Origin of the sequence: Aurantimicrobium sp. MWH-Uga1 (assembly GCF_003325955.1) — a bacterium.
Taxonomy (GTDB): domain Bacteria; phylum Actinomycetota; class Actinomycetes; order Actinomycetales; family Microbacteriaceae; genus Aurantimicrobium.
In genome coordinates, this window is sequence record NZ_CP030929.1 from 852,027 (window position 1) to 878,040 (window position 26,014).

The window sequence follows — 26,014 nt, forward strand, 5'->3', positions numbered from 1 at the left end:
CGAAATTATTCCGAGAGCTCTTGGTATGCGGTGTAGAGAATTGACGTGTCTGGCACGTTCAAAACAGTTGGTTGGGCTATGTCTCTGAGAACAACAAAACGCAACATTGAGCCACGAGCCTTTTTATCCCGTTTCATCGTGCCCAAGAGATGTTCCCAGGCCTCAGATTTGTATGTCGTTGGCAAAGTTAGAGATTCGAGAATCTTCTTTTGTCTATCAACGACAGAATCAGGAAGGTTCTGGGTCATACGAGAGAGTTCAGCGGCAAACATCATTCCGATACTTATAGCTGCGCCATGGCGCCATGTGTAGCGTTCTGCATGTTCAATGGCATGGCCTAACGTGTGACCGTAATTGAGAATTTCTCGTTGCCCCTGTTCAGTGAAGTCTTCTGATACGACGCGGGCTTTAACTCCTACAGACAATTCAATGAGCCGCTGAAACTCTTGCGATGCAGGATCTGTTGCCCGGTCAATATCTGCCTCAAGGATTGTCAGTATCTCTTCGTCTGCGATGAAGCCACACTTGACGATTTCTGCAAAGCCTGCCAGCAACTCATTCCGGGGAAGATTTTCAAGAACATCAAGATCGCAGACAACAGCGTGTGGGGCATAAAAGGCGCCCACCAAATTTTTACCCTCAGTTGTGTTAATTCCCGTCTTGCCGCCTACAGAGGCGTCGACCATTGCAAGAACAGTAGTTGGTATGTGAATGAGCTTTACGCCACGTAACCAGGTAGCAGCAACGAAGCCCGCAAGATCTGTAACAGCACCACCGCCCAAACCGATAATGGCGTCAGACCGAGTGAAATCGGCTTGTCCAAGAATTTGCCAGCAAAAAGCAGCCACTTCAACCCGCTTCGCATTTTCAGCATCCGGGACTTCAGCTAACAGTACTTCTCTATCTACAAGTAAGTCTTCACGTAGTTTGGCAGCAACAGCCCCCAAAGTTGGCGGGTGAATAATGAGAACTTTGTGGACTGCAGTCCCAAGAATTGGTCCCAAGAAAGTCTCAGCATCGGAAAGCATGCCACGACCAATATTGACCACATACTCTCCGCCGCCAGTTACAGTAATTTGCGAAACAGTCAAGACAAGCTACTTTCTCGTGGGTATCCTGCACGAATCCATTCTGATACCCGGTGGGCAACACCGTCCAAATCACCAGCTGAGGTATCGAGAGTTAGCCAAGCAAGATCTTGGTAAATCGGCATACGTTCAGAAACTAGTTTTTTCCATGCAGAAATACCATCTCGAAGTAAGGGACGTTTTGGGTCCAAAATTCGGTCAGCTACAGCACCTTCGCTTACAGTGAGAAGAACGACAGGTACTCTTTTCAGTTCATTTTGGGTATCGGCGTTGAGAACTGCACCCCCACCTAAACTCACTATTGCTTCCTCTTGAAGTGCATTTTTGACAGCGGCGCGTTCGTAACCCCTAAATTTTTCTTCCCCTTGATGGTCAAAAATGTCAGAGATTTGTCCGTATTGTGCAACAACGAGTTTGTCTGTATCTATGCGAGGAACGTTCAGTTCTAACGCAACACGTTTCGCTACTTTTGATTTACCGGAAGCAGGAGGACCGATAAATACAGCGAGTGGGATAGCCATATTGGCTACTTAGCTACAACCGTGTGTACTGAAGAAGGAATATTTGCGAGATATCCCTCTAGGTTGCGCTTTGTTTCAGAAATGTTATCGCCACCAAACTTTTCCAAAACTGCGTTGGCCAAAGTCAAAGCAACCATCGCCTCTGCAACAACACCTGCTGCAGGAACAGCACACACGTCGGAACGCTGATGATGTGCTGGTGCAGCTTCACCAGTTGACGTATCTATTGTGCGAAGAGCGTGTGGAACTGTAGCAATTGGTTTCATTCCTGCACGAACTCGCAGGACTGTTCCAGTGCTCATTCCGCCTTCAATACCTCCGGCGCGATCTGTTTCTCTCAATATTCCCGCTTCGGAAGCAAAGAGTTCATCGTGAGCTACCGAGCCACGACGTCTGGTCGTTTCGAATCCGTCACCGACTTCAACACCCTTGATGGCTTGAATTCCCATCAAGGCAGCAGCTAGTTGCGAATCCAAGCGCCTATCCCAGTGCACATGTGATCCAAGCCCTGGAGGAAGACCATATGCAAGAACCTCGACGACGCCACCAATGGTGTCTCCGTCCTTGTGAGCCTGATCTACCTCGGCATACATCAGCGCACTAGTTTCCTTATCGAAACAGCGCAGTTCATCGGCGTCGAGTGTGGCAACATCTTTTGCTCGTGGGAGCGGTTTACCTTCTGGAACAGAAACCGGACCGATCGCGATGGTGTGGCTGACGAGAGAAATTCCAAGTTCGGAAAGAAAAGACCGAGCAACCGCACCGAGCGCTACACGAGCTGCAGTCTCACGAGCACTTGCTCGTTCAAGAATGGGACGAGATTCGTCAAAATCATACTTTTGCATTCCGACAAGATCTGCATGTCCGGGACGTGGACGAGTAAGGGCGGCGCCTCTTCCGGATTGCAAAACAGCTGGATCTACTGGCGCGGGATTCATGACATCGACCCATTTGGGCCATTCACTGTTTCCTACCCGTAAGGCAATAGGACCGCCCAGGGTTTTGCCATGACGGACTCCCCCAGAAATGGACAATTCATCCTGCTCAAACTTCATTCGAGCGCCACGGCCGTAGCCCAGTCGACGTCGCTGTAGGTCAGCTTGGATATCTTCAGCAAGTACGGGCACACCAGCAGGAAGACCCTCAAGTATTGCAACTAGTTCTGGGCCGTGAGATTCACCTGCAGTAAGCCATCTAAGCATGTTTCAATTTTGTCACAGTCAAGGAGAAGTATTGACCGACTTGTTCCTAGCTTCAGAGTGAAACCGATTCAAACATTGCTCTTTTCACTGATTCTTCGTTTGGCAGCTTCACAAATGGATTTCCCTGAACAAATATCCTCACCTGTATCAGGGCCTGGTGTGCAAGCATCCGCAGGCCACTGATAACCTCTCCACCAGAGCTAGCCCATTCAGTCCCACGCCGGCTTGGCCAAGGGCTGTATGCCACATCAAGTAGCGCAGCATGTGGGGTACGGGAAAGGTGTTGAAGAGACTGGTCGACTTCACCTGGCAGAGTAGAAATGGCTAAATTCACAGGAGATACTGTCTCAATTTTCGACAGAGGAGTTACCGAAACATTTACACCTGATCGTTGACCGACTTGTTCAAGATGGAACGCTTTTTGTGGGGTGCGTGCAATGACAGAAACATGTTCAGCCCCCAATTCTGCAGCCGCTACAACAGCGGATGAGGCCGTTGCGCCGCTTCCAATAACAGCAACGTGGCGAGCCGAAACGACCCCCACGTCATGACTGGCATTAACAATTCCAGAAACATCTGTATTGAAACCGTGTGTTGTGCATTGCCCAGAAGAGTGGTCGAACAACAACGTATTCACTGACTGTGTCTGTTCAGAAATGAGATCAATGTCATCAGCTATTTCGAGCGCTGCTGTTTTATGCGGCATGGTAACCGATAAGCCCCTGAGCGTGTCATCGGTTGAATCAATAAACTTGCTCAATTCTCCGGGTTGAACATCAACTGCCAGGTACTTCCAGTCAAGACCAAGTTCCTGGTAAGCGGCTTGGTGAAGTACTGGTGAGAGTGAGTGACCAATTGGATGACCAACGACAGCCAGGGTCGTTATGGATGTCATGACTTATTTCACTGCATTCGGGTTGTCGCGACGCCATTGCAAGTATTGTTCGACAGCCGCATCGTGCTCAGCAGAAGTTTCTGAGAAAACTGTCTCTCCAGTGGTGAGATTAACAGTCACAAAGAACAACCAGGGACCATCCGCTGGGCGATAGGCAGCGTCGATTGCAAGAGCCCCAGGGTTTGAAATTGGCCCAATCGGAAGCCCGGGAAGAACCCGAGTGTTGTATGGGTTTGTTGTGTCATCCAGAGCTGCTTGTGTGATGTCTAGGCAAGCAATTCCGGTTAAGCCCGCTCCGTAGCAAGTCGTAACGTCTGAACCGAGAACTTCACCGATATCTAAACGGTTGTGAAATACCCGGGAAACTTTGTAAGCATCTCCCTCAATGGGGCCACTTTCTCGCTGAATGATGGAAGCGAGTCGGATAACATCCCAACGCTCTTCAACTGGCACACCAACTTCATCGAGAGTTGCAATTGCTTTATCCACGAGTGTGTGCAGAACTGTATCCGCAGTTACACCGGGTGAAAAAGTATAGGTAGCAGGGAAAAGGAAACCTTCAAGATTGGATGCTTCGGCGGGAACATTGAAGTTGGAAGGAGTAGCCCCAGCAGATTCAAAATCTGCGAGAGGAATTCCTAGCTCTTCTGAAAGAATTTTGTAAACGTTCTTCAGCGTTGTTCCTTCAGGAATTGTTGCTTTAAGCTCGACTCTGTTTGCCGGGTCTTGGAGCGCATCGAGAGCTGACTGTGCTGACATCTCTTTCTTGAGTTTGTAAACACCAGGAATAAAGACAATCTCTGGTTGCTCTAAAAGTAATGAGTAGAAAGCATCGAAACTTTTAGTGACGCCAGATTCCACGAGATTACTTGCGATGGCATCGCCATATTCGCCTTCACTAATGGTAAAGAGAACTTCACCTTGGCCGCTACCGGCGTAATCGTCCTGTTCGGAGCCTAGAATCCCAGCAGCAAACAAGCCACCAATGACAGCGCCAACCAGGGCAAATAATGCCAAGAAAGATCCAACAACAACAAAGATCTTCTTTGACTTATTCATTGATTGTCCTTCAGATAAGTGTTGTGGCACAGAAACACCCTTATGTGATCTATGTCGTGGACTCATTCCAGAAGTTTTCTCTTCCACAGTCCATCCCAACTTTGTAGCAATCTACCTTTTGAGAGTACACAACCTTTTCAGGCTTGCTCTGGAAACTCGCTGAGAGCCTTACCAGCCAGTTGTCCCGTTGATCGTTCGGAATCCAGGGCTTGTTGCAAAATCAGAACTGCAGCAACTTGGTCAATAACAGGGCGTGATTTTTTCTGATTTTTACCAACGGCTTTCATTGCCGAATGCGCAGATACAGTTGTCAATCTCTCGTCTATCAACCTAACTGGAATCTTTGTAACAGACGCTATTGCTCGCGCAACTTCAAGTGCATCATTAGTCGATGCAGTGTGTTCTCCAGATAATGAGAGTGGCAATCCAATAACAATCTCGAAAACCGAAATCTCTTCAAGAATCATTGAGAGTCTGTGCAGGTAATCTGAGTTTCTCTCCAGAGTTTCATAAGGTGTTGCCAACAGGCCATCTTTGTCGCTGCGAGCAATGCCTATTCGAACTGTGCCAACGTCTATTCCAAGACGAACACCTTCACGCATTAGAGAGATCGTAACTCCGCGAGAACAGCATCCAGAGCCGTCGGGAGCTGACCGGTATTGGCACCTCCGCCTTGAGCAAGGTCGTCTCTACCGCCGCCACCGCCACCGAGAACACCGGCAGCCAATTTGGCTAAAGCGCCTGCTTTAGCACCTTTGTCACGCGCCGCTTCGGTAGTAGCAACGATGACAACAGGCTTGTCCTCAACGACTGCACCAAGAGCAATTACTGTGTTAGTTGATTGAACTTTCTCGCGGACTCCAGTGACCAAATTGCGCAAATCATCCACTGAAGCAACCCCTGAAACACTCTCAACAATTGCCGTGACATTACCCGCGGGAGCGGCGGCATTGACCAGAGCGGGAATCTGTTCACGCACGGCTGCTGCCTCGAATTCAGCGATTTTGCGCTCTGCTGCTTTCAAGCTCGTCATCAGATCTGCAACACGAGTGATGACCTGATCGCGTGGCGCTTTGAGCGAAGAACTGAGTTCGTGCACGATTGCACGTTCAGCGGCGAGAGACTTGAAAGCGTCAGCGCCAACAAGTGCTTCTACACGGCGGTTGGATGATCCGACAGAGGATTCACTGATCAAGTTGATCAGCCCAACTTGTGAAGAGTGAGAAACATGGGTGCCAGCACACAACTCCCGTGACCATGGGCCGCCGATGTCCACCATACGCACGGTTTCACCGTATTTCTCACCAAAGAGGGCCATTGCGCCCATCTTTTTAGCTTCTTCTAAGGCCATTTCTCGAGTAACGACGTCGTAATCTGCCAAAATTGCTTTGTTTGCAATCTCTTCAATTTCTGTCTTCGTTTCAGAAGACAATGCATCGTTCCAGGAGAAGTCAAAGCGCATGTATCCAGCTTTATTCAACGATCCCGCCTGGTGAGCTGTTTCGCCGAGTACTTCGCGAAGAGCAGCGTGGACGAGGTGGGTTGCCGAATGTGCAGCAGCAGCTGCAGCTCGGTAGTTCTTGTCAACAACCGTAGTTGCGGCAGCACCAGCATTAACCTGGCCACTGCGTACCTCAACTGTGTGAGAAACAAGTCCCTTAACTGGTTTCTGAACGTCGAGAACTTCAAGATCAAACCCGTCACCAATGATGGAACCTGCGTCTGAAACCTGACCACCAGATTCAGCATAAAGTGAGGTGGCGCCAACAATAACTTCGACAACATCACCAGCGGATGCGCTCTGAACAGGCAGACCGTCCTTGAGGAGACCCAAGATGCTGGTTTCTGTTTCGAGATCGGTATAACCGGTGAAGACAGTCTCGCCCTTTGCCCGAAGGTCGGTGTAGATCGACAGGTCTGCAAGGATCGACTTCTTTGCTTTCGCGTCAGCTTTAGCTCGTGTTCGCTGATCAAGCATTAGTTTGTCAAAAGCGGCGCGGTCAACACTCAAACCTGCTTCTTCAGCCATTTCAAGAGTGAGGTCAATGGGGAAACCAAAGGTGTCATGAAGGAGGAACGCAGTATCTCCAGCAAGTGCTTTAGCACCTGACTTCTTGGTCTCAGAAACAGCAGTATCCAGAATGGTTGTTCCGGAAGCCAGGGTCTTTAGGAATGTCTCTTCTTCACCGTAGGCAATTTGAGAAATTCGAGCGTATTCACTCTCCACATCCGGATATGCCGCCTTCATAGCATCGCGTGAAGCAGTGAACAACTCCGGGAAGGTTGCTGCATCAACACCCAGTAGACGCATCGCTCGAACGGAACGACGCAGCAGTCGGCGCAAAATATAGCCGCGGCCCTCGTTGGATGCTTGAACCCCATCAGCCATGAGCATCAAGGCTGAGCGGACATGGTCAGCTACAACACGCAAACGAACGTCGTTTTCTTGGTTGGCACCGTAAGTGACACCTGCTAAATCTGCAGCACGGTCAAGCACAGGGCGAACCTGATCAATTTCATACAGGTTTTCAACACCCTGTTTGAGGAAAGCAACGCGCTCCAGCCCCATGCCAGTGTCAATGTTCTTATTGGGAAGTTCGCCTAAAATTTCAAACTCGGTCTTACTGGTTCCTTCACCACGCAAGTACTGCATGAATACGAGGTTCCATATTTCGATGTAGCGATCTTCATCGGCAACTGGGCCTCCTTCGATGCCGTAGGCAGGACCGCGGTCAAAGTAAATTTCTGAACATGGTCCAGCTGGACCAGGTTGACCAGTGGACCAATAGTTGTCTTCCTTGCCACGACGTTGAATGCGTTCATCTGGCAGGCCAGCGGTCTTCTTCCAGAACCCGATGGCTTCATCATCATCTTCGTAGACAGTTACCCAGAGGTCCCTCTCAGCAAAACCAAGACCACCATCTGCTTCAGAAGTTGTCAGGAGCTCCCATGCATATTCAATTGCCTGTTCTTTGAAATAGTCGCCAAAAGAGAAGTTACCGTTCATTTGGAAGAACGTGCCGTGGCGAGTAGTTTTACCTACTTCTTCAATGTCCAGAGTACGTATGCACTTCTGAACACTTGTTGCGCGTGGGTATGGGGGTGGAACAACTCCCGAGAGATAGGGAATAAACGGAACCATTCCTGCAACGGTAAAAAGAAGGGTGGGATCGTCGCTCACGAGGGATGCTGAAGGCACAACTGTGTGACCACGGGCAGCAAAAAAATCAAGCCATCTCTGGCGAATCTCAGCAGTCTGCATGATTAATTGTTGCGGTTTGCGCGAAGTTCAGCTTCACGCTCTTTATAGCCGTCGACGAGAGCATCAGTGAAGTCACGAGTTTTTGCATCAAGATTGGCAAAGAAAGCCCTACCCTGCTCTGTTTCGTTCACCTTGTGGGCGACGATAAAGCCAGCAACTAAGCCGATAATGAGCCAAAAAAATTGCTTCATGATTTCTCCAGAGAACTTACGCACATGCTGAAAACCTAGTCTATGCGAGCAAAGGTCGAGAGTTAAACGCAGAAGGGTGTTGATCCAAAGACCAACACCCTTCGAGAAGGTTTGTCTAGCGGGCTGCGTAGTACTCAACAACCAACTGAACGTCACAAGTGACGGGGACTTCTGAACGCTTGGGGCGGCGCACCAAAGTTGCGTGAAGCTTATCAAGTTCAACATCGAGGTAAGCAGGTACCGGAGGAAGAACTTCAGCGTGACCACCAGCTGCAGCAACCTGCAAGGGCTCAAGAACCTCAGAGCGTGGCTTAACATGGATGAGCTGTCCAGGCTTTACGCGGAAAGATGGGCGGTCAACCAGCTGACCGTCAACGAGAATGTGACGGTGCACAACAAGCTGACGAGCCTGAGCAGTGGTACGTGCAAAACCTGCACGCAAAACGAGTGCGTCAAGACGCATTTCGAGAAGCTCAACCAGGTTTTCACCAGTCAAACCCTGGGTCTTGCGAGCTTCTTGGAAGACATTGCGAAGTTGAGCTTCACGGATACCGTACTGAGCGCGTAGACGCTGCTTCTCACGCAGACGAACTGCGTAGTCAGAGTCAGCCTTGCGCTTGGTGCGGCCGTGCTCACCTGGGGCGTATGGACGCTTTTCCAGGTACTTTGCTGCCTTAGGAGTCAGTGCGATGCCGAGGGCACGCGAAAGACGAGTTTTGCTGCGGGTACGTGACTTAGTAGACACAATTTCCTTTTCGATTGAACAAACAAAATGAACACGCCAAAAATGGCGAAAATCGAGGGATTTGCCACGGTGCCCGGCTACAGGGCGATCCAATTCTTTCGCTACTGTGTTGCAGCCGCGCTACACAGTCGAAATAGACGTCTAAAGACTATCACGAGATTTAGTCTGCGGAGAATCCCGCCTGGTGATTGCTCGGAGTTTTTCAAGACGAGCACGAATATCACGTTCACTGCCGTGTTCAGTAGGGTCATAGTAAATACGACCCATCAACGAATCTGGCAGGTATTGCTGCTGTACAACTCCAAGAGGATTGTCATGAGGATATATATATCCCTTACCGTGACCTAGTTTCTTCGCTCCTGGATAGTGAGAATCACGCAGATGGTTGGGAACAACACCGGTTTTCCCGGCATTGACGTCACTAAGAGCAGCATCGATTGCTAGGTATGCAGCATTTGATTTAGGTGCCGTAGCCAAATACACCGTCGCTTCAGCTAAAGGAATACGGCCTTCTGGCATTCCAATGAAAGCCACAGCGTCCGCCGCTGCAGTGGCGACACTCAGTGCATGAGGATCGGCTAAACCGATATCTTCTGAAGCAGATATGACCAGCCGACGAGCAATAAATCGAGGGTCCTCCCCCGCTGCAATCATTCGAGCCAGGTAATGAATAGCTGCGTCAGGGTCTGATCCACGAATTGACTTAATGAATGCACTGATGACGTCGTAATGTTCATCACCATTGCGGTCATATCTCAACAGAGCACTGTCCACTGCAGCTGCTACGTGTTCGGCGGAAATATTGAGTTGTTTCGACTTCTTTTTTGACGTTTGCTGAGCGATAGAAGCGGCTGCTTCTAAAGAAGTGAGCACACGACGTGCATCCCCCGAAGCAAAACGAATTATCGCCTGCGAGGCATCATCTTCGAGAAGAAATTTGTTATTGAGACCATAAGGTTCCGAAAGTGCTCGCTCAATTAATGAAAATAATGCTTCATCGGTCAACGGTTCAAGACGGAGAAGTAAAGAACGAGAGAGTAATGGTGTCACAACACTGAAAGAGGGGTTCTCTGTAGTAGCAGCAATGAGGGTAACCCAGCCGTTTTCAACTCCTGGTAGGAGAGCGTCTTGTTGCGCCTTGCTAAATCGATGAATTTCGTCGAGAAAGAGAAGAGTTCTCACCCCATAGAGGTCACGTTGATTTTGTGCCTCGTCCATTACTAAACGGACATCTTTAACACCGGCTGTTACCGCTGAGAGTTCAACACAGCGCCTGTCAGAAGATGCCGCAATAGCGTGGGCCAGTGAAGTCTTCCCCGTACCGGGTGGACCCCACAGAATAACTGAAACTGAACTAGTGGACCCAGGTTGAGCTAAAGCATGAAGCGGGGACCCTGCTGTCATTAATTTTTCTTGACCTGCAATCTCAGCTAAGTTTCGTGGTCTCATCCGAACCGCAAGAGGGGCAGTGTTTCCGCCGAGTGTCGATTCGCCTTGAGCCATACTCACAGATTAGCGTTGACACCTATGGCACAGAAGAATGAAAACCGCGTATCTAAAGATGTTTTGAACAGAGCAAAAACGTATGAAGAGCGTAAAGCGGCACACGAAAAGGCACTTCAGAAGAAAAGGCGCATTCAGAAAACTGCAGTCTGGTCTTCTGCACTCGTTGTTGTCCTGGCATTAGGACTTGGGATTTTCTCTGCAGTCTTTACAACACTTAACCCAGCACCTCTTCCCACCGCATCAGAGACAGGAGTATCTGCACCTGATCCCACGTTGAGCGAAAATCGTACATGGACAGGTTCAATGAATGTAGCTGGTGTACCTATCACTTTTGAACTCGATGGGGCCGCATCGCCTCAGGCAGTTGCTAGCACCGTTTCCCTTGTGAACAGTGGCTTCTATGAAGGGATAAGTTGCCACCGCCTCACAACCGAAGGCATTTACGTGCTTCAATGTGGAGACCCTAACGGGGATGGTTCTGGCGGACCAGGCTACAGCTATGGGCCAGTAGAAAATGCTCCAACAGATGATTTCTATCCCGCCGGAACAATTGCAATGGCTCGCCAGGGCGGCAACGGTTCTTCAATGGGTAGTCAATTCTTTATTGTGTACCAAGACAGCACTATCCCCAGCGATGACGCCGGTGGGTATACCGTGATTGGTCGAATTACTTCCGGACTTCCAGAACTCATCTCAACGGTGACAAGTCAGGGAACGGAAAATGGTGGTACCGATGGGAAACCGAAGGTTCCTGTGACCATTACATCAATATCTGTACAGTAACGACAATGTTGAAACGTGACTCAGTGACATAGGCTTTAAGCTCACGTTCTTTATTCACAACTTGAGGTAGAAAAAATATGTCTGAAAAGACACAAGTACGCGTTGATTCTGATGGCAACGTTTATGTTGTTGAGGGTTCCAACGAACGGCTGGTTGGTCAATACCCAGATGTATCTGCCGAAGAGGCAATTGCCTACTTTGAACGTAAATTCAATGACACAAATTCCGCGCTCGTTCTTCTCGAGCAACGTGCTAAAAATGGTGCATCAGCCTCAGAAATTGCCGAAAGCATTTCTAAAATTTCTGAACAAATTGACGCACGGGCAGGAATTGGAAACTACGACGCACTAGCTGAACGTGCCAACAAACTCTCAGCATCTTTAGATGAGCTTTCTGCTGCTGAAAAAGAAAAGCACGTCGAGGCTCTTGAGAAGGCTAAAGCCGAACGTGAAGCTATCGTCTCTGAAATGGAAAAGCTAGCAGCCATTGATTCCCAAAAAATTCAATGGAAACAAACCACAAAAAAGGTTGATGAACTTTTTGCCCAGTGGCAGTCGGCGCAAAAATCAGGACCCCGCCTTAGCAAGACAGAAGCAAATGAGCTCTGGAAGCGCTTCCGAGATGCTCGTCATCAACTCGACCAGCACCGTCGAGCATTCTTTGCTGAATTAGATGCGAAAAACAAAAGCGCAAAATCCGCTAAAGAAGAACTCATTTCACAAGCTGAAGCACTCGTTGCTGATGGCAAGGGAAATGTTACTGCTTACCGATCTTTGCTAGATAAATGGAAACTAGCCCCACGTGCTGGCAAAAAGATAGATGATGCACTCTGGTCACGATTCAAGGCCGCAGGTGATGCCATTTATGCTGCAAAGAAGTCAGCTGATGAGGCGGAGGATGAATCATTCGCTGGCAACCTTGAGGTCAAACTTGCATTACTCGTTGAAGCTGAAACACTTCTCACAGCTACCGATCGCGTGGAGGCTCGTTCGAAACTCAATGCAATTCAAAAAAAGTGGGATGCAGCAGGGAAAGTTCCTCGCGCACAATTTAAGAGCACAGAAGACCGCATGCGGAAAGTCGAACAAGCAGTTCGGGCCTTGGAAGACACTCACTGGAATGCTTCCAATCCTGAAAAAATTGCTCGATCTGAAGGTCTCGCCGGACAAATTCAAGACAAAATCGCAACTCTTGAGTCTGAGCTTGTATCTGCAAAAAACGAAAAGAACACAGCAAAAATTGCCGATTTAGAAGCAGCGATAAAGACTCAAAAAGAGTGGCTCGCTGTTCTCTCCAAATAGTTTCCACAATTTGAATTGTTTCTCGTAGTTGTTGTTCAGAATAAACAACAATGTGCGAATGGAACTTGCTGTAAATACATTCGAATATTCGCCTGCTGAACTTTCCAGTTTCAGACTTGATGGTGAAATTATTGGCGACTTTCTCGTAGATAGCTCACTCGATTGGCTGGATAAAAGTCAGAGTGTGTTAGCTCAGGAAAACGTCCCGATGGTACTTACTAGTTTTGCGGCGTCATGGGCATTGGGAATTGGGATGAAACCTCAACGTCCAACAGCAAGCGTGGTTGGACCGCACAGGCTACGAGAGGCACAGAACATCGAAATATGTATTGAAGAACGAACTTTAGCCTCGCATCATTACTGGATTGAGGGAAAGAGTGGAGTTACAACACCACTTCGAACTATTTCAGATTTACTTCGATGTCCAGTTCAAGACTGGTTTCGCGCCAAAAAACTCGTATCTGAGCTCATTACGCATTATCAGTTGTCTATAGGAGACATCGAGATGTTTATTCATGAAAGAGGGATCATTCCGCATAAACAAGTGGCACTTCACAGAGTACGGGAGATAAATTATCCCTCGGATACGCGGTAAACATCGTAAACAGCATCAATGCGTCGAACAGCGTTCAAGACACGATCAAGATGCGTAACGTCGCTCATTTCAAAAACAAAACGGCTTAACGCTAAGCGATCTTGCGACGTGCTGACCGTCGCAGAAAGTATGTTGACATGATGTTCTGAAAGAACACGGGTAACATCTGAGAGCAAACCAGAACGGTCTAAAGCCTCAATTTGAATTTGTACGAGGAATACGCTCTTCGACGAAGGTGACCATTCGACCTCAATCATCCGTTCAGGTTCGTTGAGCATATTCTGCACATTGTGGCAACTCGTTTGATGAACAGAAACCCCCTGGCCGCGTGTAACAAAACCAGAAATCGCATCTCCAGGAACAGGGGTGCAGCACTTGGCCAGTTTGACCAAAATATCTGGCGCCCCCCTCACCAACACTCCAGAGTCGCTGTGCAGTAGCGGTTTTGAGGGTCCGCGTGTGGGGAAAACAAATTCGACTTCTTCCGTGTCTCCATCTTCATGGATGCTGGAAAGAATCTTTTCAATCACAGACTGAGTTGAAACGTGACCTTCCCCAACAGCTGCATAGAGCATCGAAACATCTTCATAGCGAAGAGTACTGGCTACTTCTGCTAGAGAATCTTGTGTCATGAGCTTCTGCAGTGGAAGATTTTGTTTGCGCATTGCTCGCGCAATGGCATCCTTGCCTTGCTCTATAGCTTCATCACGGCGTTCCTTTGTGAACCACTGTTTGATCTTGTTACGTGTCCGCGTGCTCTGAACAAAGTTCAACCAGTCCTTACTCGGACCTGCATCTGGGTTCTTTGAAGTAAGAATTTCGATCACATCGCCGCTAGAAAGTTTGCTTTCAAGCGGAACGAGTCGGCCGTTGACTTTGGCGCCCATCGTCCTGTGGCCAATTTCCGTGTGTACAGCATATGCAAAGTCGATAGGAGTTGCACCTGAAGGAAGGCCGATCACACGGCCTTTGGGAGTGAATACATAAACCTCTTTGGCGCCAATTTCAAAACGTAGAGAATCAAGGAACTCGCCTGGATCCTCTGTTTCTGCTTGCCAGTCTGAAATGTGTGCAAGCCAAGCCATATCTGTGTCCTGAACCGATAGCTTGTCATCACTCTTTCCAGTGGCCATTCGGTCTTTGTACATCCAATGTGCGGCTACACCGAACTCAGCACGATGATGCATTTCAGGTGTACGTATCTGGATCTCCACCGGACGTCCCTTGGGCCCCATGACAGTGGTGTGCAGAGATTGGTACAGGTTGAATTTAGGAGTTGCGATGTAGTCCTTGAAACGACCAGGAATGGGATTCCACCTGGCATGTATGGAACCCAAAATTCCATAACAGTCGCGAACGCTATTGACGATTACTCTGATACCAACGAGATCGTAAATTTCATCAAATTCGCGACCTCGAAGCACCATCTTTTGATAGATCGAATAAAACTGCTTTGGGCGCCCCTTGACTTCACCACGAATACGAGCAGCCTTGAGGTCTTGTTCAACGTCCCTGATCACAGACTGGACAAAAGACTCTCTTTCGGGAGTTCGTTGAGCGACGAGATTCTCAATTTCTTGATAGATCTTGGGGTGGAGCACTGCAAATGAGAGATCTTCGAGTTCCCATTTCAATGTTTGGATTCCCAAACGGTGAGCGAGAGGGGTATAAATTTCCAGTGTTTCCCGAGCTTTACGCTGGGCCGACTCGACGGGCATAAATCCCCATGTGCGAGCATTGTGAAGTCGGTCTGCCAGCTTGATAACCAGAACGCGAATATCCTTGGACATCGCCACGATCATTTTGCGAACTGTCTCTGCTTGGGCGCTGTCACCATATTTCACTTTGTCGAGCTTTGTTACCCCATCGACCAACATGGCGACTTCAGCACCAAACTGTTCCCTGCACTGTTCAAGGGTGTAGTCCGTGTCTTCAACAGTGTCGTGCAGCAAAGCAGCAATAACTGTTTTGGGCCCAATTCCCAATTCCGCAAGTATCTGGGCAACTGCTACCGGATGGGTGATGTATGGCTCACCAGAGCGACGTATTTGGCCTTCGTGAGCCTGATAAGCAACTTGGTATGCTTCCTCAAGTTGTAGAACATCAGTACGTGGATGGTGTTGTCTAACAGTTTTGACTAGACGTTCAAAACCACCTGTTGGCTGTGCCTTGCTAAATATTCGAGGCACAAGGCGTCTCAGTGATACTGAACTTGTTGTATCAACCATAGCGCCTCCCTGAAGTTTCTATTATCTCGGGAAAACCTGAGAACTATGCTGAAGTTTTGGACTGTTCAGCAAGTACCTTCTTGTCATACTTTTTGATTGCTGGCTCATTTTGACGCATCTGCACATACAGTGGCGTTGCCAAGAAAATTGTGGAGTAGGTTCCCACAAAAATACCAATCAGCAATGCAAGTGAAATATCACGGAGGGTACCTGCACCGAGAACAAAGGCGCCGATGAAAAGAATTGCGGCTACAGGCAATGCTGCTACGACGGAAGTATTGATTGAGCGAACCAAAGTTTGATTAACAGCAAGATTCACTTGGTTAGCAAACGTCAATGACGCTTCTTTGGTGGATCCTTGAGTATTTTCGCGAATCTTGTCGAAGACAACAACGGTGTCGTAAAGGGAATAGCCCAATATTGTCAACAAACCAATCACTGCACCAGGTGTTACTTCGAACCCGGTAATGCCGTAAATTCCAGCAGTAATCACCAGGTCATGAACAAGAGCAACAATGGCGACAAAGGACATCTTCCAGGTGCGGAAGTAAAGTGCCATTACAAGAGAAGCAAGTACGAGGAAAACTAAGAGACCGCGAATAGCTTGCGTCGTGATGTCAGAACCCCAACTAGCCCCGATATATGAGCTTGTGACGTTGCTAATTGGTACTGCGTAAGCATCTGCCAAATTGACTCGAATTTCACGGTTCTGTTCAGCAGTGAGCTGTTCAGTCTGAACACGAATGTTTGAATCCCCCAAAGTTGACACTTTAGGAACCATGTTGGGTTCGACTTCTTGGACGGCCAGAGTAGCTTTCGTTTGCGACATATCTGTCACATCAGAAACAACGAATTCACTTCCACCGGTGAATTCAATACCAAAGTTAAAACCACCCTTGAGAATGGGCCCAATGATGCTGACGAGAATCAGCACTGCAGAGATTGTGTACCATATCTTGCGCTTGCCAACGATGTTAAATGAACGTTCGCCTGTGTAGAGGTCATTACCGAACTGAGTAAAACTAGCCATTAGTTGTCCTCCTTCGTTTCAGAGGATTGTTGCGCTTTACGTTCGGCAATTGTTTGACGCTTCAGTGCTTCTTTAGAAGACTTAGCGAGCTTTTCAGAAGAGACACGTTGAGCAGGAGCAAATTGTGCACGCCCGCGATACGTGGCTCCCAAAGCCGAAGGATTCAGGCCGGAGAAGGTGCTACCACCGTTGAAAAATCTCGTTTGTCCCATGAGCTGAAGCATGGGGTGGGTGAACAGGGCAACTACGAAAAGATCAACGATTGTTGTCAAACCTAACGTCAACGCAAAACCACGTACGTTTCCAACAGCGAGAATGAACAGAATGACTGCCGCAAGGAAGTTCACGGTGTCGCTCGCAACAATGGTTCGTAATGCGCGCTTCCACCCAGCTTCGATAGCAGATTCAAGTCCACGTCCGTCACGTAGCTCATCTCGAATTCTTTCAAAGTACACAATAAACGAGTCAGCCGTGATTCCGATGGCAACAATCAGACCTGCAACACCTGCGAGAGAGAGTCGATACCCCTCACGCCACGACAAAATAGTGACAAGAAGGTAAGTCAACAGTGCCGCTACAGCCAACGAAGCAACAGTTACCAAACCCAGAGCGCGGTATTGGATCAGTGAATAAAGAACAACCAGAATGAGTCCTATAGCTCCGGCTAATAGACCGCTCATCAATTGAGTAGAACCCAGTGTCGCTGAAATTGTTTCGGAAGATTGAACCTGGAAACCGATGGGAAGAGCGCCATATTTCAGCTGATCAGCAAGAGTTTTTGAGCTCTCTTGCGTGAAGCCACCAGTAATTTGAGCGCTACCAGTAGTAATTGCAGCGTTTGTAGAAGGAGCTGTAAGCACACGTCCGTCAAGAACAATAGCGAATTGATTTTGAGAACCGGTAAGACCAAAAAGACGGGTTGTCACATCACCAAACGCCTTGGTGCCTTTGTCATTGAAGGAGAGATCTACTGCCCACTGGCCCGTACTAGCTCCCGTTGAAGATGTCACCATGCCAGAGGAAGCATCAGAGATATCGGCGCCCGAAACTTCAACCGGTCCCAATAAATACTTCACTGTGTTTGTGAAGTCACAAGTAATCAATGGCTGGTCTTCGGGAGCTGTGCTTGCAGCCTGAATATTTTCATCCGTGCACTCGAATTGCTCATACTGTGCCTGAAGAGCTGGGGTAATCCAATTCAGATCGCTTCCATTTGAGGGGGCAACAGCAGGAACAGAAGACAGATTTGGGTCAATCGGCCCCTGTGGAACGGGGGTAGCAGTTCCATCTGCTCCAACAACTGAAGTTGTCGGTGCACCGGCGATTAATACTGCGCGGAAATCGAGCTTTGCTGAGGCTTCAATACGAGCCAAGGTTGCGTCATCAGGTTGTCCAGGGATTGAAACAACAATGTTTTGATTTCCCTGTGTATTGATTTCCGCTTCAGAAACGCCCGCGGAGTCAATTCGTTGGCGAATGATGGCAACTGCCTGTGCCATTTGTTCTTCAGATACCTTCTGGCCGCTTTCGAGTTTGGGAGCGAGAACAATCTGTGTACCACCCTCAAGATCGAGAGCTAACTTAGGGGTCCATGAGCCCCCGCCCCAGATAACACCAGCAGCGTTAATTCCGACCAAGCCGGCAATCAGAACAAGAAGCCACGTAAGAGACCGAAGTGCCTTACGCGTAGTTTGGGAACGCGCCATTACTTTTTGTTATTAGGCTTACGCTCACCAAATTGAGGATCAATTTCGAGAGAACCAGCTTCTGCCTCTGGGTCCAGAGCAAGTTTGGTGATGTCTGCGCCGATAGATTCGCCAGCGGTTGGAGCGACAGCAGCGTTTTCAACAACGCGTGCGATTGCTTGGCGGTGAAGCTTCAGTGTGTTTTTCGGAGAAGTCTCGAGAACAACAATGTTCTCTGCGTCATCGATGGACTTAATGGTTCCGTAAACACCAAAAGTGGTCATCACGTGTGCCCCTGGAACCACGGTCTTCTGAAGCTCTTCAGCAGCTTTCTTTCGCTTTTGTCCATTGCGGAACATGAAGAAAACCAAAACGGCCAACACAGCCATCATGAATAATGTCATGGGATCCATGAAAAAGTCCTTAGGGAATCAAAACCGATGCAGATACATCTCTAACGAGTATAGGTCACAGAAGCTAAGGGTTTATTGAGGGAGGAGTCAGACCCAAATGGGCCCATCCTTGAGAAGTAGCAATGCGTCCACGATGGGTACGACTCATGAGTCCTTCTCGAATAAGAAATGGCTCGACTGTGGCCTCAATCGTTTCTGATTCTTCACCGATTGAAATTGCAAGAGAATTCACACCCACCGGCCCCCCATTGAAGCGTTCAACGAGAGCTGAAAGCACGGAGCGGTCTAGACGATCGAGTCCACGTTCATCAACGTCATAAAGAGCTAATGCACGTTCTACAGCGTGTGCAGCATCTTCACCTGCATGAACGGTCATGTAATCACGAACTCGACGTAACAGGCGGTTAGCGATTCGTGGTGTTCCCCTGCTTCGACGTGCAATTTCGAGTAGAGCTGTTTCTGGAATGTCGATTGATAACAGTTGAGCTGAGCGTGTGAGAACTGTCTTGAGTTCTTCGACCTCATAAAACTCAAGATGAGCAGTAAACCCAAAACGGTCCCTCAGCGGACTCGCTAGAAGTCCAGTTCTCGTGGTCGCGCCTACGAGTGTAAATGGGGGTAAATCAAGAGGAATTGAAGATGCCCCCACCCCTTTTCCAACCATGATGTCAATGCGAAAGTCTTCCATGGCGAGATACAGCATCTCTTCTGCAGATCGTGCCATGCGGTGTATTTCATCAATGAAAAGAACTTCACCAGGAACAAGCGAAGAAAGCAATGCTGCTAAGTCGCCTGCATGGCTAATGGCGGGGCCACTAGACATGCGTAGCGAGCGACCAGATTCATGCGCAACAATCATGGCAAGCGTAGTTTTACCTAAGCCAGGTGGTCCAGACAACAGGATGTGGTCTGGTGTTCGAAAATCCATCTCAGCAGCCTGAAGAAGCAAACCGAGTTGACTGACAACTTTTTGTTGTCCAACAAATTCAGATAGTGATTGAGGGCGAAGTGCACCTTCAAAATCCCGTTCACCGTCGTTGAGTGGTTGACCAGAAGTCACAGTGTCGCCAGACATTTACTTTTTCCCTGCCAAGAGAGCCAGCGCTTCTTTGAGGAGAACTGAAGATGATGAACGGTCTACGGAAGTGCCTGAGAGGCTTTGTAATGCTTCTTGGGCTATTTTTTCGTTCCAGCCCAGACCTACCAAAGCATTGAGAACAACTGCTTCCGCTTCCGTGGATGGGTGAGGCGAGGTGAAAGCATTTGAAGAATGTGCCAAGGAACTGATCTTTCCGGCGAGTTGAACAATAATCAGTTTTGCTGTTTTGGGACCAATCCCAGAAACTTTTTTGAAAGCTGCATCATTCTCATCAACAACAGCTGTCAATATTTCTACTGGAGATAACTCAGAAAGAATAGCCAAAGCAGATCGTGGGCCTACACCAGAGACAGAAAGTAATACTTCAAAAATTTCTGTGCTTTCGGGAGACTCAAATCCATATAAGGTCATCGAGTCTTCACGAACCACAAGTGAGGTGAAAAAGACATTTCTCTCCCCCACTGACAAAGTTCTCTTGTGTCCTAAGGTGATGTTTACGAGATAACCGACACCGTTGACATCGACGATGCAGGTTTGGTCTCGCACAGCCGTAACTGTGCCACTGAGAGAGGCAATCACGTGCTCAGCATAGAGCGGTTATCCTCGTTTTTTAGACTGACGCTCCGCCTCACGCCAACGTTGCTGAGCTGGAGTGAGTGCACCCTGAGGAACAGTCAGTGAACCGCCACGCCACGCGTTACAAATTGCCAAAGCCAGTGCGTCAGTGGCATCGGGAAGAAGTTTGCCTTCAGGCAAGACCAAAAGTCTCCCCACCATCGAAGCGACCTGAACCTTGTTTGCTCGGCCTGTTCCTGTGATTGATGCTTTTACTTCACTGGGAGTGTGAAGATCCACAGGAATACCTCGCTGTGCCGCTTCGAGAAAAGCCACAGCGCTGGCTTGTGCAGTTCCCATCACCGTCCGAAGGTTGTGCTGCGCGAAAACCCGTTCAACAGCAATTCTTTGGGGTTCATATTTATCAATTAGTTCCGCTAATCCCCTTTGTAAGAGAAGAAGGCGCTCCGGTAAATCGAGTTGTTTATCAGTGGCAAGCACCGAAACATGAACGAGGGATACTGAACGGTCTGCTTTCGCATCAATCACGCCCACGCCACAACGGGTGAGTCCCGGATCAACTCCGAGAATTCGCAAGTTAGTCCTGCTCTAATTCTGCAAGAACAGATTCGCTCAAATCGAAATTGCTGAAGACATTTTGAACGTCATCAGAGTCTTCAAGTGCGTCAATGAGCTTAAACACTTTCCGGGCCGTGTCAGAATCAATTTCCACTTCAAGATTGGGGACAAACTCTGCATCAGCAGAGTCATAATCGATGTTGGCAGCCTGTAATGCTTCGCGCACCGCAACGAGGTCTTGAGGCTCAGAAATGATTTCAAATGATCCGTTGTGACTAGATACATCCTCGGCACCGGCATCGAGTACTGCAGCAAGGATGGTGTCTTCATCTACTCCAGCCTGCGCTGAAACTCTGATCACGCCTTTACGGCTGAAGTTATAGGCGACAGAACCAGGATCTGCCATGTTGCCGCCATTACGGCTCATTGCAGTGCGAACCTCTGCCGCGGCACGGTTTTTGTTATCCGTCAGACATTCAATGAGTAGGGCTACACCATTAGGACCGTAGCCTTCATACATGATGGTGGTGTATTCAACTGAGTCACCAGTCAGGCCCGCACCACGCTTGATAGCGCGGTCAATGTTGTCGTTAGGAACGCTTGTTTTTTTAGCTTTCTGAACTGCATCAACAAGGGTTGGGTTTCCAGAAAGATCAGCGCCACCAAGTTTTGCTGCAACTTCAATGTTCTTGATGAGCTTCGCAAACGACTTTGCGCGACGGGCATCAATAACAGCTTTTTTGTGCTTAGTGGTAGCCCACTTGGAATGTCCAGACATGCCTTAAATCTTAGCTTTCTTCTTTTCAACGTATTGAGATACGCGCCCAAGGAAATATTCATGAACACGAGTATCGCCGTTGACTTCCGGATGGAATGAAATTCCTAGTAAGTTCCCTTGTTCAACTGCGACGATTCGACCGTCATGAAGTTGTGAGATGACACGAACTCCTTCACCAACACGTTCAACGATTGGAGCACGAATAAATGTGGCAGGAATGAGTTCTTCCGAAACGCCTGGCATTGTCAAATCAACCTCAAAGGAATCAACTTGGGTGCCAAAAGCGTTACGTCGAACATCCACATGAAGGCCGCCTAGAGATTCTTGCTCAATGATGGCGTCGACAATGTTGTCTGCCATCATGATTAATCCAGCACATGTTCCAAAAACCGGGAGACCATCCGCTATTGCAGCCCGTAGGGGCTGCTGCATTCCAAATTGACGTACCAGTTTGTCCATCACACTGGATTCACCGCCAGGAATAACAAGTGCATCTACCGAAGAAAGCTCCTCCGGCCGACGAACTTTGATGACCTGTGCACCCAATGCACAAAGCACCTGCATATGCTCACGGACATCACCTTGGAAGGCGAGAACTCCTACTCGGAGATGGGAATATTTACCAGCCACGTTCAGCGAGTCGATGTGGAGCAGGAATGTCTGCGACATTGATGCCGACCATAGCTTCGCCCAAACCACGAGAAGTTTCAACAATAACCTTGGGGTCATCGAAGAAAGCCGCAGCCTTAACAATCGCCTTGGCGCGAGCAGCTGGGTCTCCCGACTTGAATATTCCAGATCCGACGAATACACCATCAGCACCGAGTTGAAGCATCATTGCTGCGTCAGCAGGGGTAGCGACACCGCCTGCGGTGAATAGTGGAACAGGAAGCTTGCCTGTGGAAGCAACCTCAACAACGAGGTCGTAGGGTGCCTGAAGTTCCTTAGCAGCAACATAGAGCTCATCTTTGGCCAAAGAAGAAAGCCAGCGAAGTTCAGCATTGATTTTACGAATGTGCTTTGTTGCCTCGGAAACGTCACCTGTTCCGGCTTCACCCTTCGAACGAATCATTGCGGCACCTTCATTAACTCGACGAAGAGCTTCGCCGAGATTAGTCGCACCGCACACAAATGGAACGTCAAAAGCCCACTTATCAATGTGGTTGACGTAGTCAGCAGGGCTCAATACTTCAGACTCGTCGATAAAGTCAACATTTAGCTCGGCAAGAACTTGCGCTTCAACAAAGTGACCGATGCGAGCTTTAGCCATCACCGGAATGCTAACAGCGGCCTGGATGCCCTCAATCAAATCAGGATCACTCATGCGAGCTACGCCGCCCTGAGCGCGAATATCGGCGGGTACACGTTCGAGAGCCATCACCGCAATAGCTCCAGCATCTTCCGCGATGCGAGCTTGTTCAGCGGTGACTACGTCCATGATGACGCCACCCTTGAGCTGTTCTGCAAGACCACGCTTAACACGGGTGCTACCAGTAAGTGGAGTGTTGTTCTTTTCAGTCATTTTTCGCTTCTCTTGAGTGGAGGATCTGTTAGAAGTTTAGTTCTGTTCACGCCAAGCTGCTGCGACCGCTGATCGGACATCTCCGAGTAGTGCAGTTATCGCTTTACTCTTGGCAATGATGGGAAAGAAATTTGAGTCCGTAGCCCATCGTGGCACTACGTGTTGGTGAAGATGATCGGCAATTCCGGCACCAGCAACTCGGCCTTGGTTCATGCCAATGTTGTAACCGTCATTGCGAGCAACTTTTTTCAAAACTCGCATTGCTTCCTGAGTCAGACTAGCGATTTCTGCCGTTTCTTCAACAGTGGCTTCGTCATACATTGCAACGTGACGATAGGGACAAACCAGAAGGTGTCCACTGTTGTATGGGTATAAATTCAGCAAAACAAAGGCGTGAGTGCCCCGGTGAACAATAAGAGCCTCTTCATCCGACATTTCCGGTGCAAGGCAAAAAGGGCAGTCATCTTGCGATGGTTGCTGGCCATTTTCGATATATGCCAAACGATGTGGTGTCCACAAACGTTGAAATTCGTCAGGCACAGCCCCAAAAGTAGAAGCTGAACGAAGGTCTACCCCCTCGAACTCTTCTGCTCGGTAATGATTCATAGGTCCTCTGCACTCATTACCTGACGGTGGTCACGTACGGCGGTAACAAGAAGATCAATGGCTTCTGCGACCGGGATGCCGTTTCGCTGGCTTCCGTCTCGGAAACGGAAACTCACTGCACCATTTGCCCTGTCTTCTTCACCAGCAATGATTTGAACCGGAATTTTTTGTGCAGCAGCATTACGAATCTTCTTTTGCATTCGGTCATCGCTGGCATCAAGTTGAACACGGAGCCCTTCAGCTTTGAGCTGGCCAAGAACACTTGAGAGGTACTCCTCGTATTCTTCTGCAACAGCAATACCGACGGCCTGTACAGGCGCCAACCAGAGTGGGAAAGCGCCGGCGTAGTGCTCAGTGAGTACACCGAAGAAACGTTCTATAGATCCAAACAAAGCTCGGTGAATCATGACAGGACGATGGCGGTTTCCGTCAGAACCTGTATATTCCAAATCGAAACGTTCCGGCAGGTTGAAGTCCAGTTGGATGGTCGACATCTGCCAGGTGCGACCTATCGCGTCACGTGCCTGAACAGAAATCTTGGGTCCATAGAAAGCAGCACCGCCTGGATCTGGGACTAAGGTCAAACCTGAATCTTCTGCGACTTGTCGCAACGTCTCGGTGGCTTCGTCCCAGATAGCGTCATCACCGACATACTTCTTGGGGTCCTTGGTAGAGAGCTCAAGGTAGAAGTCATCAAGGCCGTAGTCACGTAGCAAGGACAGCACGAAGTTGAGAACATTTGTGAGTTCTTCTTTCATGTTCTCGCGGGTAGTAAAGATGTGAGCATCGTCCTGAGTCATTCCGCGAACACGAGTGAGACCGTGAACCACACCAGATTTCTCATAGCGATACACAGAACCAAACTCGAACAATCGTAAAGGCAGTTCACGGTAGCTCTTGGAGCGTGACTTGAAGATCAAAATGTGGAATGGACAGTTCATTGGTTTGAGGTAGTAATCAACGCCTTGTCGAGTAACTTCACCTGCCTCATTGCGAATTTCATCCAATTTCATGGGCGGGAACATTCCATCCGCGTACCAATCCAAGTGCCCGCTGGTTTCAAACAGGTTCGACTTGGTGATGTGTGGAGAATAGACAAACTCGTATCCGCCTTCTTCGTGGCGACGACGAGAGTAGTCCTCCATGGTTCGGCGAATCACACCACCCTTGGGATGAAATACAGGCAAACCCGAACCAATTTCTTCGGGAAAACTAAATAGGTCAAGTTCATTTCCCAGGCGACGGTGGTCACGTTTGGCAGCTTCTTCTAGACGTTCTTGGTATGCACGAAGATCTGCTTTTGAGGGCCAAGCGGTGCCATAAACACGCTGGAGTTGAGGGTTGTTTTCTGAACCTCTCCAGTAAGCAGCTGCCAACCGGGTAAGAGCAAAACCATCACCAATCATGCGGGTATTTGGAACGTGTGGCCCACGGCATAGATCCTTCCACACGGTCTCCCCCGTGGATGGATCAACATTGTCGTAGATGGTCAGTTCTGTTCCGCCAACTTCAACACTCTCGTTGTCGTCTCCTGTATTACCGCCTTTGAGACCGATGAGTTCTAGTTTGTATGGCTCAGAGGCAAGTTCTGCTCGAGCTTCATCTTCGGTGACAACTCGGCGCATGAAGCGCTGTCCTGAACGGACGATGCGAGACATCGCCTTTTCTAAGGACTTCATGTCTTCTGGTGTGAATGCTTCCTCGACATCGAAGTCGTAGTAGAAACCGTCTGTGACGGGTGGTCCAATGCCCAATTTTGCTGTGGGGTTCACGTTCTGAACCGCTTGGGCGAGAACGTGGGCAGCTGAGTGTCGAAGAATGTTGAGTCCGTCTGCGGAATCAACATATACGGGTTCAACTTCATCTCCTGGCTGCAAGATATGAGCTAGGTCACGTAGCTCACCGTTGACGCGCATTGCAACAATGCTGCGGTCCGTGTAGAGCGCGAAGCCATCACTGGAAGCTTGAACGGTGAGTGAACCGGAAACGTCAGACACGAAGTGGACTCCTCTAATAACTTTCTCGACTTACAGCCTAGCCAAAAGAAAAACCCCCGGAAATCCGGGGGTTTTCAGTGAGCGATACTGGGATCGAACCAGCGACCTCTTCCGTGTCAGGGAAGCGCGCTACCGCTGCGCCAATCGCTCAAAGCCATGTCCGAAAACGTGGTTTTGGAGGTGGATACCGGATTCGAACCGGTGTGGACGGCTTTGCAGGCCGCTGCCTATCCTCTCGGCCAATCCACCGTAGGTGGTTACCCACGCTAACAATGAGTCGGCCGTAGGACTGACCACACTCGAGCGGATGACGAGATTCGAACTCGCGACCCTAACCTTGGCAAGGTTATGCGCTACCACTGCGCCACATCCGC

The 26,014-nt window shown here is 49.0% G+C and carries 25 protein-coding genes and 3 tRNA genes; 3 read left to right on the top strand and 25 right to left on the bottom strand.

The genetic code is table 11. From position 1 onward, the window contains the following. Positions 1-5 precede the first annotated feature (5 nt). The 10 genes from aroB to AURUGA1_RS04285 form a co-directional block, all read right to left on the bottom strand. The gene (gene aroB, locus AURUGA1_RS04240) at positions 6-1,091 is read right to left on the bottom strand and encodes a 3-dehydroquinate synthase (protein ID WP_114129019.1); all 1,086 of its coding nucleotides are present in this window, start codon (positions 1,089-1,091) and stop codon (positions 6-8) included. Next, entirely contained in the window at positions 1,088-1,609 is a 522-nt protein-coding gene (locus AURUGA1_RS04245) for a shikimate kinase (RefSeq protein WP_114129020.1), read from the bottom strand. The genes aroB and AURUGA1_RS04245 overlap by 4 nt, the downstream gene beginning before the upstream one ends. A gap of 5 nt (positions 1,610-1,614) precedes the next feature. After that, positions 1,615-2,811 (bottom strand): chorismate synthase, encoded by a 1,197-nt coding sequence (gene aroC, locus AURUGA1_RS04250; protein ID WP_114129021.1) that lies wholly within the window; start codon positions 2,809-2,811, stop codon positions 1,615-1,617. A gap of 52 nt (positions 2,812-2,863) precedes the next feature. Continuing rightward, entirely contained in the window at positions 2,864-3,706 is an 843-nt protein-coding gene (locus AURUGA1_RS04255; RefSeq protein WP_114129022.1) for a shikimate dehydrogenase, read from the bottom strand. Positions 3,707-3,709: 3 nt separating this feature from the next. Further along, positions 3,710-4,765, bottom strand: coding sequence for an endolytic transglycosylase MltG (gene mltG, locus AURUGA1_RS04260; RefSeq protein WP_162784056.1), 1,056 nt, complete (start codon positions 4,763-4,765; stop codon positions 3,710-3,712). A 137-nt stretch (positions 4,766-4,902) separates the two neighbouring features. Next, complete coding sequence (ruvX, locus tag AURUGA1_RS04265; RefSeq protein ID WP_114129024.1) at positions 4,903-5,367, bottom strand: Holliday junction resolvase RuvX; 465 nt, start codon at positions 5,365-5,367, stop codon at positions 4,903-4,905. Then, complete coding sequence (alaS, locus tag AURUGA1_RS04270) at positions 5,367-8,027, bottom strand: alanine--tRNA ligase (RefSeq protein WP_114129025.1); 2,661 nt, start codon at positions 8,025-8,027, stop codon at positions 5,367-5,369. Before alaS ends, ruvX begins: the two co-directional genes overlap by 1 nt. A gap of 2 nt (positions 8,028-8,029) precedes the next feature. Continuing rightward, positions 8,030-8,218 carry a hypothetical protein gene (locus tag AURUGA1_RS04275; protein ID WP_114129026.1) on the bottom strand — a complete coding sequence of 63 codons (189 nt, stop codon included), beginning with the start codon at positions 8,216-8,218 and terminating at the stop codon, positions 8,030-8,032. 115 nt (positions 8,219-8,333) lie between these two features. Beyond that, the gene (gene rpsD / locus AURUGA1_RS04280; RefSeq protein ID WP_114129027.1) at positions 8,334-8,963 is read right to left on the bottom strand and encodes a 30S ribosomal protein S4; all 630 of its coding nucleotides are present in this window, start codon (positions 8,961-8,963) and stop codon (positions 8,334-8,336) included. Positions 8,964-9,104: 141 nt separating this feature from the next. Further along, positions 9,105-10,466 carry a replication-associated recombination protein A gene (locus AURUGA1_RS04285; protein ID WP_114129028.1) on the bottom strand — a complete coding sequence of 454 codons (1,362 nt, stop codon included), beginning with the start codon at positions 10,464-10,466 and terminating at the stop codon, positions 9,105-9,107. Positions 10,467-10,490: 24 nt separating this feature from the next. On the opposite strand from AURUGA1_RS04285, the gene AURUGA1_RS04290 reads away from it, so the two are divergent. The 3 genes from AURUGA1_RS04290 (at position 10,491) to AURUGA1_RS04300 (ending at position 13,148) form a co-directional block, all read left to right on the top strand. Continuing rightward, positions 10,491-11,252 carry a peptidylprolyl isomerase gene (locus AURUGA1_RS04290; protein ID WP_114129029.1) on the top strand — a complete coding sequence of 254 codons (762 nt, stop codon included), beginning with the start codon at positions 10,491-10,493 and terminating at the stop codon, positions 11,250-11,252. 77 nt (positions 11,253-11,329) lie between these two features. Next, complete coding sequence (locus AURUGA1_RS04295) at positions 11,330-12,553, top strand: DUF349 domain-containing protein (RefSeq protein ID WP_114129030.1); 1,224 nt, start codon at positions 11,330-11,332, stop codon at positions 12,551-12,553. Between the two features lie 58 nt (positions 12,554-12,611). Further along, positions 12,612-13,148 carry a hypothetical protein gene (locus AURUGA1_RS04300; RefSeq protein ID WP_114129031.1) on the top strand — a complete coding sequence of 179 codons (537 nt, stop codon included), beginning with the start codon at positions 12,612-12,614 and terminating at the stop codon, positions 13,146-13,148. On the opposite strand, the gene AURUGA1_RS04305 is transcribed toward AURUGA1_RS04300, so the two are convergent. The 15 genes from AURUGA1_RS04305 to AURUGA1_RS04375 form a co-directional block, all read right to left on the bottom strand. Next, positions 13,127-15,376 carry a bifunctional (p)ppGpp synthetase/guanosine-3',5'-bis(diphosphate) 3'-pyrophosphohydrolase gene (locus AURUGA1_RS04305; RefSeq protein ID WP_114129032.1) on the bottom strand — a complete coding sequence of 750 codons (2,250 nt, stop codon included), beginning with the start codon at positions 15,374-15,376 and terminating at the stop codon, positions 13,127-13,129. The two genes, AURUGA1_RS04300 and AURUGA1_RS04305, sit on opposite strands and share 22 nt — an antisense overlap. Before the next feature lie 43 nt (positions 15,377-15,419). Then, complete coding sequence (gene secF, locus AURUGA1_RS04310; protein WP_114129033.1) at positions 15,420-16,406, bottom strand: protein translocase subunit SecF; 987 nt, start codon at positions 16,404-16,406, stop codon at positions 15,420-15,422. Beyond that, positions 16,406-18,112 (bottom strand): protein translocase subunit SecD, encoded by a 1,707-nt coding sequence (gene secD, locus AURUGA1_RS04315; protein WP_114129034.1) that lies wholly within the window; start codon positions 18,110-18,112, stop codon positions 16,406-16,408. Before secD ends, secF begins: the two co-directional genes overlap by 1 nt. After that, entirely contained in the window at positions 18,112-18,504 is a 393-nt protein-coding gene (gene yajC, locus AURUGA1_RS04320; protein WP_114129035.1) for a preprotein translocase subunit YajC, read from the bottom strand. The genes secD and yajC overlap by 1 nt, the downstream gene beginning before the upstream one ends. A gap of 64 nt (positions 18,505-18,568) precedes the next feature. After that, on the bottom strand, positions 18,569-19,579 hold the full coding sequence (gene ruvB / locus AURUGA1_RS04325; RefSeq protein ID WP_114129036.1) for a Holliday junction branch migration DNA helicase RuvB: 1,011 nt from the start codon (positions 19,577-19,579) through the stop codon (positions 18,569-18,571). Next, positions 19,580-20,182, bottom strand: a complete 603-nt coding sequence (ruvA, locus tag AURUGA1_RS04330) for a Holliday junction branch migration protein RuvA (RefSeq protein ID WP_114129037.1) — start codon at positions 20,180-20,182, stop codon at positions 19,580-19,582. An 18-nt stretch (positions 20,183-20,200) separates the two neighbouring features. Next, entirely contained in the window at positions 20,201-20,755 is a 555-nt protein-coding gene (gene ruvC, locus AURUGA1_RS04335; RefSeq protein WP_114129038.1) for a crossover junction endodeoxyribonuclease RuvC, read from the bottom strand. 1 nt (position 20,756) lies between these two features. Continuing rightward, positions 20,757-21,515: a YebC/PmpR family DNA-binding transcriptional regulator gene (locus AURUGA1_RS04340; RefSeq protein ID WP_114129039.1), complete on the bottom strand. Its 759-nt coding sequence runs from the start codon at positions 21,513-21,515 to the stop codon at positions 20,757-20,759. Positions 21,516-21,518: 3 nt separating this feature from the next. Continuing rightward, positions 21,519-22,184: a pyridoxal 5'-phosphate synthase glutaminase subunit PdxT gene (pdxT, locus tag AURUGA1_RS04345; RefSeq protein WP_114129040.1), complete on the bottom strand. Its 666-nt coding sequence runs from the start codon at positions 22,182-22,184 to the stop codon at positions 21,519-21,521. Beyond that, on the bottom strand, positions 22,135-23,037 hold the full coding sequence (gene pdxS / locus AURUGA1_RS04350) for a pyridoxal 5'-phosphate synthase lyase subunit PdxS (protein ID WP_114129041.1): 903 nt from the start codon (positions 23,035-23,037) through the stop codon (positions 22,135-22,137). The genes pdxT and pdxS overlap by 50 nt, the downstream gene beginning before the upstream one ends. 36 nt (positions 23,038-23,073) lie before the next feature. Beyond that, positions 23,074-23,643, bottom strand: a complete 570-nt coding sequence (locus AURUGA1_RS04355) for an HIT domain-containing protein (protein WP_114129042.1) — start codon at positions 23,641-23,643, stop codon at positions 23,074-23,076. Next, positions 23,640-25,559 (bottom strand): threonine--tRNA ligase, encoded by a 1,920-nt coding sequence (thrS, locus tag AURUGA1_RS04360; RefSeq protein ID WP_114129717.1) that lies wholly within the window; start codon positions 25,557-25,559, stop codon positions 23,640-23,642. The genes AURUGA1_RS04355 and thrS overlap by 4 nt, the downstream gene beginning before the upstream one ends. 159 nt (positions 25,560-25,718) lie before the next feature. After that, a tRNA-Val gene (locus AURUGA1_RS04365) sits at positions 25,719-25,790 on the bottom strand. Between the two features lie 25 nt (positions 25,791-25,815). Continuing rightward, positions 25,816-25,889: transfer RNA gene (locus AURUGA1_RS04370), tRNA-Cys, on the bottom strand. 53 nt (positions 25,890-25,942) lie between these two features. After that, positions 25,943-26,014 (bottom strand) — tRNA-Gly (locus AURUGA1_RS04375).

Bases quoted from the DNA above. Each gene is read 5' to 3' on its own strand.
- pdxS (WP_114129041.1), bottom strand. From the start codon at position 23,037: ATGACTGAAAAGAACAACACTCCACTTACTGGTAGCACCCGTGTTAAG.
- ruvX (WP_114129024.1), bottom strand. From the start codon at position 5,367: ATGCGTGAAGGTGTTCGTCTTGGAATAGACGTTGGCACAGTTCGAATA.
- aroC (WP_114129021.1), bottom strand. From the start codon at position 2,811: ATGCTTAGATGGCTTACTGCAGGTGAATCTCACGGCCCAGAACTAGTT.
- secF (WP_114129033.1), bottom strand. From the start codon at position 16,406: ATGGCTAGTTTTACTCAGTTCGGTAATGACCTCTACACAGGCGAACGT.
- AURUGA1_RS04275 (WP_114129026.1), bottom strand. From the start codon at position 8,218: ATGAAGCAATTTTTTTGGCTCATTATCGGCTTAGTTGCTGGCTTTATC.
- thrS (WP_114129717.1), bottom strand. From the start codon at position 25,559: ATGCGCGTCAACGGTGAGCTACGTGACCTAGCTCATATCTTGCAGCCA.
- pdxT (WP_114129040.1), bottom strand. From the start codon at position 22,184: ATGTCGCAGACATTCCTGCTCCACATCGACTCGCTGAACGTGGCTGGT.
- yajC (WP_114129035.1), bottom strand. From the start codon at position 18,504: ATGGATCCCATGACATTATTCATGATGGCTGTGTTGGCCGTTTTGGTT.
- AURUGA1_RS04300 (WP_114129031.1), top strand. From the start codon at position 12,612: ATGGAACTTGCTGTAAATACATTCGAATATTCGCCTGCTGAACTTTCC.
- AURUGA1_RS04305 (WP_114129032.1), bottom strand. From the start codon at position 15,376: ATGGTTGATACAACAAGTTCAGTATCACTGAGACGCCTTGTGCCTCGA.
- secD (WP_114129034.1), bottom strand. From the start codon at position 18,112: ATGGCGCGTTCCCAAACTACGCGTAAGGCACTTCGGTCTCTTACGTGG.
- AURUGA1_RS04295 (WP_114129030.1), top strand. From the start codon at position 11,330: ATGTCTGAAAAGACACAAGTACGCGTTGATTCTGATGGCAACGTTTAT.
- mltG (WP_162784056.1), bottom strand. From the start codon at position 4,765: ATGAATAAGTCAAAGAAGATCTTTGTTGTTGTTGGATCTTTCTTGGCA.
- AURUGA1_RS04245 (WP_114129020.1), bottom strand. From the start codon at position 1,609: ATGGCTATCCCACTCGCTGTATTTATCGGTCCTCCTGCTTCCGGTAAA.
- ruvB (WP_114129036.1), bottom strand. From the start codon at position 19,579: ATGTCTGGCGACACTGTGACTTCTGGTCAACCACTCAACGACGGTGAA.
- AURUGA1_RS04255 (WP_114129022.1), bottom strand. From the start codon at position 3,706: ATGACATCCATAACGACCCTGGCTGTCGTTGGTCATCCAATTGGTCAC.
- alaS (WP_114129025.1), bottom strand. From the start codon at position 8,027: ATGCAGACTGCTGAGATTCGCCAGAGATGGCTTGATTTTTTTGCTGCC.
- AURUGA1_RS04290 (WP_114129029.1), top strand. From the start codon at position 10,491: ATGGCACAGAAGAATGAAAACCGCGTATCTAAAGATGTTTTGAACAGA.
- AURUGA1_RS04355 (WP_114129042.1), bottom strand. From the start codon at position 23,643: ATGAATCATTACCGAGCAGAAGAGTTCGAGGGGGTAGACCTTCGTTCA.
- AURUGA1_RS04340 (WP_114129039.1), bottom strand. From the start codon at position 21,515: ATGTCTGGACATTCCAAGTGGGCTACCACTAAGCACAAAAAAGCTGTT.
- AURUGA1_RS04285 (WP_114129028.1), bottom strand. From the start codon at position 10,466: ATGGCTCAAGGCGAATCGACACTCGGCGGAAACACTGCCCCTCTTGCG.